Source organism: Paenibacillus sp. CF095 (assembly GCF_900101225.1).
GTDB lineage: Bacteria > Bacillota > Bacilli > Paenibacillales > Paenibacillaceae > Paenibacillus.
The window spans coordinates 102128-114255 of record NZ_FMZN01000007.1 but is presented as its reverse complement, the minus strand read 5'-3'; the positions used below and the strand labels follow the sequence as shown (position 1 = coordinate 114255).

Annotated in this window: 7 protein-coding genes; 1 reads left to right on the top strand and 6 read right to left on the bottom strand. The window is 49.7% G+C overall.

All coding sequences use genetic code 11. From position 1 onward, the window contains the following. Position 1 precedes the first annotated feature (1 nt). Positions 2-763 (top strand): MerR family transcriptional regulator, encoded by a 762-nt coding sequence (locus tag BLS69_RS29135; protein ID WP_091038703.1) that lies wholly within the window; start codon positions 2-4, stop codon positions 761-763. 48 nt (positions 764-811) lie between these two features. Here BLS69_RS29135 and BLS69_RS29130 read toward each other — a convergent pair whose 3' ends face one another. The 6 genes from BLS69_RS29130 to BLS69_RS29105 form a co-directional block, all read right to left on the bottom strand. Then, positions 812-1684 carry a sugar phosphate isomerase/epimerase family protein gene (locus tag BLS69_RS29130; protein ID WP_091038701.1) on the bottom strand — a complete coding sequence of 291 codons (873 nt, stop codon included), beginning with the start codon at positions 1682-1684 and terminating at the stop codon, positions 812-814. 12 nt (positions 1685-1696) lie between these two features. Then, positions 1697-2572 (bottom strand): sugar phosphate isomerase/epimerase family protein, encoded by an 876-nt coding sequence (locus tag BLS69_RS29125; protein ID WP_091038699.1) that lies wholly within the window; start codon positions 2570-2572, stop codon positions 1697-1699. A gap of 17 nt (positions 2573-2589) precedes the next feature. Next, positions 2590-5721 carry an alpha-mannosidase gene (locus tag BLS69_RS29120; protein WP_091038697.1) on the bottom strand — a complete coding sequence of 1044 codons (3132 nt, stop codon included), beginning with the start codon at positions 5719-5721 and terminating at the stop codon, positions 2590-2592. Then, positions 5718-8030, bottom strand: coding sequence for a glycoside hydrolase family 3 N-terminal domain-containing protein (locus BLS69_RS29115; RefSeq protein ID WP_091038696.1), 2313 nt, complete (start codon positions 8028-8030; stop codon positions 5718-5720). Before BLS69_RS29115 ends, BLS69_RS29120 begins: the two co-directional genes overlap by 4 nt. A 45-nt stretch (positions 8031-8075) precedes the next feature. Continuing rightward, positions 8076-10295 carry a helix-turn-helix domain-containing protein gene (locus BLS69_RS29110; RefSeq protein WP_176873145.1) on the bottom strand — a complete coding sequence of 740 codons (2220 nt, stop codon included), beginning with the start codon at positions 10293-10295 and terminating at the stop codon, positions 8076-8078. 179 nt (positions 10296-10474) lie between these two features. Further along, the gene (locus BLS69_RS29105) at positions 10475-12112 is read right to left on the bottom strand and encodes a type 2 periplasmic-binding domain-containing protein (RefSeq protein ID WP_083679689.1); all 1638 of its coding nucleotides are present in this window, start codon (positions 12110-12112) and stop codon (positions 10475-10477) included. Positions 12113-12128 lie beyond the last annotated feature (16 nt).

Here is a 12128-nt window from a genome sequence, read left to right as displayed (position 1 = left end):
GTTGTATACCGTTGGACAACTATCCAAACATACCGGAGTATCCATCCGAACACTGCATTATTATGAGAAGCTGGGTTTACTGCGACCGGCCCGTAATGAGAACAATCAGTATCGCTTATATGGTGAAAAGGATATTTTACGGCTTCAGCAGATTACCATTCTGAAGAAAATGCATTTTAAATTGAATGAGATTGGAGAATTCCTCGATCAGGATGCTGCTCGTTCCGAACCAGAGAGCACCCTCACTTTATGGAATAATACGTTGGAACAACAACTGGCCGTTGTCAAGGAACAGCAGGAGAGATTAAGCAAGGTCGAGCATCTTCTTTTTTCAACCCTATATGCCATCAGAGCCTCCGGTACAATCAGTCTGGATGAGATGTTGGGTTTCATCCGTGAACTGGATCAACCTCCGGGCAGGTTCCGTCAAGATGTTTTTACACCTGAAGAAATGGAATCGTTACCTCTGAATAATCAGAACAATTCATTATCCATGGAATGGGCTGATATTCTTAAAGATATTCATACATGCAAGATGGAACCTCCGGATTCCGAAGCCTCACGGTTACTGGCCATCCGAATCTCTGATTATGCTGAAAGGACTTTTCACGGGAATGCAGAATTGGCAGAAAAATATTGGGATTATATCAACCCAGAGGATGATCAGTCAGCTCGTGTATATGGTATGACAACGGATACCATGCGTTACATCGAAATGATCCTGGATCGATGGGCAGTCCAGAATCCTGATGATCAACAATAAGAGCCACTTCGAAAAGTGGCCCTTGATCCATTCCCTCTTTATGCTTCGTTACGCCTCTTCCCAGAAGCGGCGCAGGTTGTCCATGGCGATCTTGGATGCGGATTTGCATTCCTCCATGCCTTCGAACTCCACCGTAATGTTGCCATCATAGCCGGAGTCTTTGATCAACTTTACAATTTTACGAATTGGAATGTCACCTTGTCCAACGATGGCCCCTCGCAGGAAGTTACCGTAGGCTGTCGTGAACCATTCACCCTCACCCGGATGCTCATCATAAGGACGGAAGTAGAAATCTTTGAAGTGAACCAGAGAAGCGTACGGCAGATTTTTCATGACACCGATGATCGGATTCTCATCCACGCACATGAAGTTGCCAATATCGAGTGTTGTTTTGAAGTTCGGACGATCTACAGCATGCAGAACACGCTGCACCCGATCACTCGCCTGCACGCTGAAGCCGTGATTTTCAATGGTTGTGGTGATGCCAAACTGCGCGGCATAGTCCGCAATGATCTGGCTTCCCTTCACCATCAGCGGCAGATGTTCCTCGAACCAGGTGATGGTCATCTTCTCCTTTGGCAGGGTAAACGCCGTGACGTCATGCCGCATATGTTTTACACCCATTCGGTGTACGACATCCACATGCCTTTTGACCCGAGCCATCTCTTCTGCAAAAGCCTCTTCCGTCTCCTGCACAAAATTCGCTGGCATCGAGTAGTTGGACAGTTCAATACCCGCAGTCGCCGCCCGCTCCCGAATCGCATCCGCCAGATCGTGATTATCCTCCACGGTATAACCGTAAGGTACCATCTCCATATGCTCGCCGCCGTTCGCCGCAATCCAGTCGATCACATCCAGCACCGTCATCTCACCCGAATTCAAATCGTTCAACAAACTATACGTGCTCAGGCCCACTTTCATCTGCTCAGCTCCCTATCGATATTGTTGGATAAATTGAACAGCCTTGCGAATATCCTGCTCCGGCTGATGGCCTACTTCACGTTCAATCGTCAGATAACCGGTGTAGCCAATCTCCTGAAGCGCTGCAAAGTATCCGTCAAAATCAACGCCACCTTCGCCCAGTGGCACCTCACGGAAGAACGTTCCGGACGAGACCATCTCGGCAATCTTTTCGTGATCCATAGGCGCATAACCGACCGCTCCGTATACGTCTCGTGGGTCAACTTCCTTCAGTCGCACACCATCCTTCACATGGGTATGTACGATGTAATCCTTGAGCAGATGAACGCCCCGCGCCGGATCATCTCCGGTCACCATCACCATATTCGCCGGGTCAAAATTCACCGATACTCCGTTGGTGGACAACGTATCCAAGAATCCTTTTAAGTCAGCAGCCGTTTCCGGTCCTGTCTCAATGGCAAAGTATGCGCCAACGCTTTTGGCGTATTGGCCCAGTTCCTCACAAGCAGCATGCAGCGTAGCATAAACTTCCGATGAAGGATCATGTGGAACAATACCGATATGTGTTGTGACAATGTTGGTGCCCAGATCGAGGGCCAGATCCACGATCCGCTTCGACTTTTCTACTTTCCACGGATTATCTTCCTTGACCTGAAACCCGTGTCCGCCCAGATCGCCAACCAGGGCTGAAATGTCGAGACCCAACGAATTGATGTAACTCTTCAGCTCTTTGCGCGCCGCAGGCGACAAATTTTCAGGGTCCATCTCTCCCTTGACGGCATAGATTTGCACACCTTCTGCACCTACGTCTTTGGCCTTGTTCAACCCTTCCCGTACACCTACGCCAAAGCTATCCACGATGACACCGATCTTATTCGTTAATTTCATGTCATACCTCCTGAAGATTACGTATTTGGATTCATTGGAACAAGTTTCACCGACTTAATTTCATAGGGTTTAAATGTCAGCTCGAATGTGCCGTTTGGACAAGCCAACGGATGGATCTCATCCTCCAGCAGATTAATGATGGACGCCTTAATTTCCTTTTCAGCCCACTCAACTTGTACTGTTTCCCGACCTCCTGATGATTCGTAGAAACGCAGCACCGTTCCCGAGCCGTCTTCTGCGGGCTTGATTACATCCAGAATGACATGCTCACTGCGAAACTCCATCCAAGCGTGTTCAGATGGCAAGTGACCCGAAGATGGACTCGCTGTCACAACCTCCACCGGATGATTCAGCTCCATCGCCCGGCGAACGACGGCAGCTTGTCGCCAATCGCCCTGGTGGGGCAGGATCGAATACGTGAATTCATGATGGCCTTGATCGGCATGTTCATCCGGCCATTTCGGGGCACGAAGCAGGGACAGGCGGATCGTCCGATCCTTGATGTCGTATCCGTACTTGCAATCATTCAGCAAACTCACACCGCTGTTGCCCTCCGAGATATCCGCCCAGCGATGTCCACAGACCTCAAACTGCGCCTGCTCCCAACTGGTGTTGTTATGGGTTGGACGCTCCAACGCTCCAAACGGGATTTCATAGGCTGCTTTGGCTGCCACCAGATCCACCGGAAATGCTACCTTGAGCAGCTTATGACTTTCATTCCACTTCACTTTTGTATGGAAATCAACACGCCGCTGGTAACGATGCAAAATGATATCCTGGCTGATCTCGGATTGATTCAGCTTCCAGACCAAACGCAGTACATCTCGCGTAGCCCCGTGCTGTACAATCTCTCTGGAGATCAACTGCACCGCACCTGCGCGCTGGGATTCAAACCGCGGATCGATATCCCAAGCATCCCAGTACGTCGGTTTGTCATGGAAAAACTGCCACTCATTCGCCCGATCACCGGGCTTCAGCCAGTCGCGTCTTGCCGTTTTGTCATACCACCTCGTGATCTCTCCCAAGTCATTGAACTCAAGAGTGTAAAATTCGGTTTCCCATGTGGAAGGGAAAGATTCTTCTTCCCTTACTGGAAGGATAACATCCGATGCCTCGCGCAGCCATATGGTTGTATACCCAAAAGCAGGAATCGATGGAACATACACGAGCAGCGTGTACTTGTCTTCCTTTTGCTCAAGATCACAGGCCAGACGGTTCCCTTGACGATCGAATGCAGCCACCCCGGCGAGGTGGGCATCGCCTGTAATGGTGATATTCTCTCCGCGTTCCCAGCCAAGGCTGTTGAATATAATGTAGGGAAGACCATCCACCTCATCTGTTGTAATGTTCTCCGCAAGGGTATCCAGCGTTTCCCGCAGTGCGGATGTACCTAATGCAAATACCTTCGTGTATTCCTCGGTGGACGTTACGTAAACTTCTGGAATCGACGTTCCCGGAATAATGTCATGGAATTGGTTGAGCATGATCAGCTTCCAGCCTTCATCCAGATCATTCTTCGTGTGTGCGGCGCAAGCTCCGGCAAATTGCCCCCAGATCTCCGCTTCCCGGTACAATACCTCTGCCTTACGGTTGCTACGTTTGTTCCTTGCATGGGTCGTATAGGTTCCTCGATGCAGCTCCAGGTACAAGTCCCCGTGCCACTTTGGCAACGTCGGATTATTTAATGATATGTCTTCAAAAAAAGCCCCTGCTGTGCTGAATTTGCTGATTGGCTGTCCCACCATCAAGTGGGATCGCTCTGCAAACTCCACCATCTCATTCGTCACACCGCCACCGCCATCACCATGTCCGTAGAGCAACATCTGCTCAGGATGCACATCCCTCTGTTTATACGATTGCCAGTGTTCATCCACATCTTTGGGCCGCGTATGCTCATTCACTCCATGGTTCAGATACGCCAGCACCGAAGTACCATCTATGCCTACCCAATTGAAGAGGTCATACGGAAACGCATTGGTGTCATTCCAATTCAGCTTGGTGGTCATAAAATAAGGAATATCCGCAAGCTTCAGCATCTGCGGTAAGGAAGCGCAGTAGCCAAAGGTGTCGGGCAACCACTCGATGTTGGAGCGTTTGCCAAACTCCGCCTGGTAGAAGTTCTGTCCATACAGAATTTGCCGAACCAACGACTCACCACTCGGAATATTCAGATCCGGCTCCACCCACATGCCTCCGACCAGCTCCCAGCGTCCTTCAGCAATGCGTGCTTTTACTCGCTCATACAACTCCGGGTAATGGTCCTTCACGAAGGCATACAACTGCGGCTGGCTCTGGGAATACACAAAATCCGGGTACGTGTCCATCAAGGTACACATGGTCGAAAACGTGCGACTGGACTTGCGAACCGTCTCACGTACAGGCCACAGCCAGGCAATATCAATGTGGGATTGTCCAACCAGATGCATGAAGCCACTTCGATATTCCTCCGGGTCTTCCTGCTGTACCGACTGTGCTAATGCATATTCGAAGTTCTGTATCCAAGCTGCATCACTCCAGCGTTCCGGGTCATTGTACATGTCATCCATCACCTGATGAATGGCCTGGATAAGAGCCATCCGCTTGGGCTCCTTCTCGTTATATGCCCGGAGCGACTCAGCGAGTACCGTCACGCTGTACATCAGGCTCTGCAGTGGCTGATTAACATGAACCAATGCTGCCCGAATGCCCTGAATAGGCGGCTGAATAACAGCTTGTCGGTTGAGTGGGTCATGCGGCTCTGGAATCGGATCATAGAGTTCAATCTCCAACTGCGGCGTATTACCAACACGACTCCTCGGAAGGGGTACGAACCAGTGATTCCGATCCAATCCATGATAAGGCATGCCATTCACCTTCAACAGCCCTTCTCCTCCGGCCTCGAAGATCAGACCAATAGCCTGATCTTGCCATTCCTCCGGAATCTCCATACGTTTGCTCAGAAAATACGTCGTTCCGTGTACGCTGTTCAGCGGATTCAAGTTTTGCACTGCCTTGTGAGACTGCTCATCTTTATTTTCATATACCTGCTCGTACTCGTATTCCCCTGGTCGAATGTATCTGGCCTTCTGCATCTCCCACGCCGTAAGCTCGATCGTATCCAGCCACTGCGATCGGTTCATATCTTCAATGAATCGCTGAATTCGAATCATACCTCTACCCCCACCTTCTGGATATGCAGACTACAAGCGGTCCAGTCAGCCGAATTGCGGCCAACCATGAGCCTGAATTCACCCGGTTCCACGACAGACTGGAGACGAGAGTCGATGAGTGCGAGGTGTTCTTTTTGCACAGGGAACGTAACGGTATGAGTCTGTCCTGGCTCCAGATGGATTTTACGAAAACCCTTAAGTGACATTTCAGCCCGCGTAACCGAAGCCGACACATCCGCGATGTACAACTGCACAACCTCACTTCCCGCAACCGCTCCGGTATTTGTGACTTCAACCATCACCTGTGCCTCATCTTCTGGCCCAATCACATCCGGTATAACCCTTACGTTCTCGTATTTGAATTCGGTATAACTCAGTCCATATCCGAACGGATACTGCGGCGCAAGATCCATCTCCAGATACCGCTTGCCACGAGTGCGTTTGGCATGATAATAGACCGGAAGTTGCCCAACATGCTTGGGAATGGAGACGGTAAGACGGCCAGATGGATTCACATCACCGAACAGAATATCCGCAATCGCGTTACCACCTTCCTGCCCGGGGTACCACGCTTCCACAATCGCATGGACATGCTCATCAATCCAAGGTTCAGCAATGGGACGGCCGTTGATATAGACCACGATAACGGGTTTTCCCAGCTTATATAGCTCCTGCACCAGCTCCAATTGAACACCCATGAGATTCAGGGAAGCCCGGTCAATGCCCTCGCCACACTCCATGTCGTTCCATGGATCATCCGTTACCACAGACGCTCCTGTCCGCAAGTCTATGGTACCTTCACCAAAATCGCGGGCGCTGGACCCGCCCATCACCATCACGATGACATCGGCCTGTTCCGCACAGGCGAGCGCTTGTGCAAAACCTTCTTTGGAATCGCCTTTAATCCGGCAACCAGGTGCGTACAGCACCTGACCCGAATCCGCGCCAAGATTGCGCGTAATGCCATCCAGTACGGTAACGATCTGTTCTCTCGGCTGTGGCGAGGTATAGTCTCCAAGTTGGTTATAGATATGGTTCGCGTTCGGACCAATGACAGCTAGCTTCGTACCTGTTTTGCCGAGTGGGAGGGTAGCCCCTTCATTTTTCAGTAAAATAATTCCCTCTTGTGCGACTTCCCTTGCCAACTGAATATGGTCTTCACATCCGATGACTTGTTCGGCAAACTCTGGATCTACGAAAGGCTGTTCAAATAGCCCAAGTCTGAATTTCATCTCCAGCACCCGCCACACAGCCAAGTCCAGATCCTGCTCTACGATTAATCCCTGCTCAAGCGCCTGACCAAGATGTTTGCGGTACATGTACCCGGACATTTCCATGTCTACACCTGCCTGAAGGGACTGTGCTACGGCCTGCTCCCCGTTCTCAGCGGTGTTATGTCCATGGACCAGCATCTGAATGGCGCCAAAATCAGTAATCACGAATCCATCAAACCCCCACTGCTCACGCAGAAGGTCATTCAACAGATACGTACTGGACGTACAAGGTACACCATCAATCTCGTTATAAGCGGTCATGACGGAGCAAGCTCCGGCTTCCACTGCTTTTTTGAACGGCAACAGATCTATTTCATGCAATTCACGTAAGCCCATATGCACAGGTGCTGCATTACGCCCACCCTCTGAACTGCCATAAGCCGCAAAATGCTTAAGTGTCGCCACAATCGTCCGGTTGGAATCGAGACGCTCACCTTGTAGTCCCTTCATGGCTTCCACTGCAAATTCACCGATTAGGTATGGATCTTCGGCAAAACATTCCTCGGTCCGTCCCCATCTCGGGTCACGTACGACATCCAGCACCGGGGAATACGTTGCCGCTCCCCCCTGACTCCGGGTCTCCACAGCGATGGCTTCACACATCTTGCGGTATAACTCCATATTCCACGTGCTGCCCACGGTTAACGGTACCGGAAATACTGTCGCCCCAATCGCCATATGCCCGTGGGAACATTCTTCTCCGAACAAGATGGGAATGCCTAGCCGAGAATGCTCCATGGCATACTGCTGAATGACATTTGTGGCAACGGCTCCCTGCCGTGGAGTAAGCCCCGTTTCCAGCGTCACTTCAGTCCATGGATCGGCCCGAAGCACACCATACAGAGAACCGACACCGCCCTGTTCCATGTCCGCTTTGAACTCTTCCGTCACCCGTACTGTACCATCAGCTGCTTTATCATACGTCTTCCAGCCCATCGGCTGGATGAGTTGTCCAATCTTCTCTGCCGTTGTCATCCGTCCGATTAGATCCTGAACCCGTTCCTGAATGGGAAGCGAAGCATCTTTATAGTCCATATGCACATTCTCCTTATGCGTTCGGAATTAGTTAGGCGCATGCACTCACATGGCTTTGCGGTAGTCACTTGGTGCCACACCCACCACGTTCTTGAAAGCCCGGTTGAAGGAATTATAGTTCGTATATCCCACTTCTTCACTGATCTCCTGAATGGCCTTATCGGTCTCCTGCATGAGCAGCTTGGCTTTTTCGATGCGATGACTAATGAGCAGATCCACAAACTTCTCCCCAATCTCATCCTTGAAAAGCTTGCTCAGATACTTCGGATTAATATCGAATAGATCACTAAGGTAGTTCAGCGACAGATCAGGATTGTTGTAATGCTCTTCGATGTATTTGCGAATCTCCAGAATATGTGATCTGTGTTTTCGGGAACAATGCAGCGTCTGCATCTGCAGCGCCAATTCTCTGAACCCTTCCCAGCACAGCTCACGCAGGTCATCTAACGTCTCCCAGCCCTCAAGCCTTGGGAGAAGCGGGGTGAATATAACGGCCCACGAATCCTGATACTCCCGTGGAAGTTCGGCAAATTCCCGATTGTAATGTTGAAATAACAATTGGATCGTATTCATAATCTCCTGACGGGACAGGACGGACTCACTGATTTGTTCAAACAGTCTTTCAAAATGCTTTTCCCACACATCGTCCGATAAACGCATCGCCTGTACCAGCAGGGAGATGGTCTTCAGGAACTCATACACATCATTGGTCGAATTCGGCACATCGCTACACGGAATGATACGATTTATCCCCAGTACAGCCTTGTACTCCAGCGCGTGCACAGCTTCTTTCAATGAAGCTTTCAGCCCCCGAATATCGACAGCAACCCGACCAACACCAATGGTCACGGTGAAGTTCAGATACTGATCGATTCTGTCCAGATAACCAGCAAGCAATCGATGCTCAGTCTCCTCGGCCTGTTCCATGTCCGGAATCCAGAGGATGGCGTACAGACGCTGATCGGAGATCCATTCAGCCCATACTTCCGTTCCTTCATGACGTGCACTCTCCTGCAGAATACTGGATAACACAAATTTCAGGAGGGATTGGTCCTGATCATGATACTCCGTCACAAATGCATCATACCGATCCATTTCAACTACCATGACGGCCCAACGATGCTCCAGCTCAGGCAGTTTGAACTTCTTCATCTCCGCTGTCAGCTCCGTGCTCGTAAAGTCTCGTGTGCCCTCCAGCAACTCCTGGAAGAACATTTTTTTCTGCAAAATCAGATTCTCTTCATGCTCCTCCTGATATTGTCTCGTCTGATCAATCATGCGTTCCAGCGTTGTATGGATGAATCGGAACTCATTCTCCTTGCCATAATTGAGCCCCGATTGCTTCTGCGAAGAGACGGTCTGAATTAACGTTACAATCTGCTGAATCGGCTTGTAATTTCTACGGGTCACGTAGATCACCCACACCACCCCGATCAACACAACCACTACAGCAAAGGCAAACCAGATATTATAAAATTGCAGAGTCCATTTGACGATTTTTCCATTATTGAGACCTGTCTGCACCTTCCAACCGCTATAACTCGACGTGAATTCGGAGAAAACTTCTCCCGACGTGGTTTTAGTAGAAGCTGCAACCCCTCCTGGCATGCTGCTATCCCACAGATTGCCGCCTGAACGGTTGAAGATGTTCACAAACGTAAATTCCGGATCATACATCTGCATGATGGATTTCCTCAGGGTACTCAGGTCCACGTTTGTGACTACAAGTCCTTTGCCGTTCCCTACACTTCGCACAATCGTAATCACCTGCTCCGTCGCTTGTGAAGGGAAAGCCCGGAACGCTCGTGCCCCTGCCCACTTTTGTTCATCCCTTGTCCGGCTATCTGCAATAAAGTCTGCATCCGGGAACTCTTCAATCGGAACAGCCTTCCCGTTACTGAAGACCGTGCCATCACCATAACGAACGAGATAAATTGAATCGATCAGCGGATACTCTATTTTCAATTCATCAACCACCTGGACCGCCTGAATGCCGGCATACACATCATCGCTGCCAGATACCGAGAAATAATTCTTCAAGTTAGGGTTGGTCAAAATCTCACGCAGTACCTTGAAGTCGATGGAACGCAGGGAGTTGTCCAGATATTGCGTAACCTGTGAGGCCAAAAATTCATTGGCCTTGAGCGCTTCTCTACGGTTCTGTTCATTGAATACTTGAAAGAAAATAAAGAATAGAATGGTCGTCACAATAAAGAAAACAGGCAGATACGATAACAGCAAACGCCTAAACCAATTGTTGTTCATCTCCGAGATCCCCCCACCGTTACTGTTCATGCTGAATGACGACAAACAAACATCTGTGCTGATCGCTAATTTTCCATAAATATTCAGTACATTATATCGGATGACGTGGGGTTGTCATAGGAGAAGACCGTCCCGGTCACGGGTGACAGACGGGACAGCCTCTATATTGAATCCTTCAATTATTGATTCTTCTCAATGGCACGCTGGTAGATCTCAAGGTAATTACTCAGTCCGAGACCATCGAAGCCTTTGACATACGAATCCCATTCCTTATCAATGCTCTTGCTGCCAATAATGAACTGTGCCATATTTGTCTGCACATAATCCTTGATGGCCGTAGTCAGTTGTGCAGCTGATTCCGTATCCTCTGGACGAATAAATACGTTCGCAGGGTATACTTCTTTGGGGGCATAAGGTTCATACACATTGGTAGCTTGAGCCAGACGTGTACCATAACCCTCTGCTTCTAGAGGATTCTGTCCTTCCGCAAACAGATTACGGAACGTGTTGGATAAGTCATGCGCTCCGATCTGTGACCAGCTCTCGTTCACAACAACGTTCGGATCACGCTCAGGCAGGTTGTAGTAGCTGTATTTGGCCGGCTCGCCATTGATGTTTTTCTCATCGGCATCTGCCTTCTTCCAGCCTTTGCCTTCAGTTGGACCATACTCCGCGTACAGCGCACCTTCTTCACTGAACATGTAGTCTACAATTTTGATAGCGGCAATCTGCTGTGCTTCTGTCGCTTTGTTGGTGATGGCAAACTCAAACTCACCTACGCTCTGCGTGGCGCCTGTCGTCTGCACTCCATCGGGTCCTTTCAATGGAGGAACGATCTCCCAGTGCTGGTGACGGGTGATGTCTTTGTCATAGGTATTCACGAGATAACTGACCAGCGCCGTCGTAATGGAACCGACCACTTCATCGCCTTCCTTGTTCCCCAGCTGTCCAATCGCCTGATCGTTTTGCGTGAAGGAAGCCGGATCAATCAGGCCATCTGCATACAGCTTGTTCATGTACTCCAGCCCTTTCTTCCAGCCTTCCTGATTGGCGGCAAAACTCACCTTGCCATCGTTCACGATCAGGTATTTGTCGTTATCATTGTATATAAAGCTATTCATCAGGTAGGCATCAATGTTGCCATTCCATACATACTTGTTCGGTGCGCCCGTGAGTGGAATCTCGTCCGCTTTCCCGTTACCATTCGGATCTTGTGTCTTAAACGCCTTTAGAACGGTATACAGTTCATCAGTTGTGGTTGGCATTTTCAGACCCAGATTATCGAGCCACTCCGTGTTGATCCAGTATTTCTGTGCATACGTGCAGTGGTAACATTCATTGAAGATTGGCAAAGCATAGATGTTGCCATCCGGTGCCGTGATGGCTTCTTTGAAGTATGGCTTCTCTTCCATAATCTTGGTCAGGTTCGGACCATACTCCTTAATCAGATCCTGTAGCGGAAGGAACACGCCCTGTTTTCCATAGGTTTGAAGATCTGAGGTGGTGAACTTGCCGTGAAGAAACACTTCCGGATAATCACCACTGGCCAGCAGCAATTGTCTGCGATCCTGCAAAGCGTCCGTTGGGGCCAGATCCCATTTTAGGGTAACGTCGAACTTGTCTTCGATAAATTGGGTAAATTCATTCTCTTCCATGGAAGCTTTGCCTTGCGGAGCAAAGAGGGTCATGGTTACAGGACCGCCGCTCTCCCCGCTACCGTCGCTACTTCCACCCGATTCCTCGGATGAACTGCATGCGGACAACAAAGCCATCGAAGCAAAGACCAGAAACAACATCGAAATCCAAGATTTTCTCAATCTGACTCCTCCTTTT

Bases quoted from the DNA above. Each gene is read 5' to 3' on its own strand.
- BLS69_RS29130 (WP_091038701.1), bottom strand. From the start codon at position 1,684: ATGAAAGTGGGCCTGAGCACGTATAGTTTGTTGAACGATTTGAATTCG.
- BLS69_RS29125 (WP_091038699.1), bottom strand. From the start codon at position 2,572: ATGAAATTAACGAATAAGATCGGTGTCATCGTGGATAGCTTTGGCGTA.
- BLS69_RS29120 (WP_091038697.1), bottom strand. From the start codon at position 5,721: ATGATTCGAATTCAGCGATTCATTGAAGATATGAACCGATCGCAGTGG.
- BLS69_RS29115 (WP_091038696.1), bottom strand. From the start codon at position 8,030: ATGGACTATAAAGATGCTTCGCTTCCCATTCAGGAACGGGTTCAGGAT.
- BLS69_RS29110 (WP_176873145.1), bottom strand. From the start codon at position 10,295: ATGAACAACAATTGGTTTAGGCGTTTGCTGTTATCGTATCTGCCTGTT.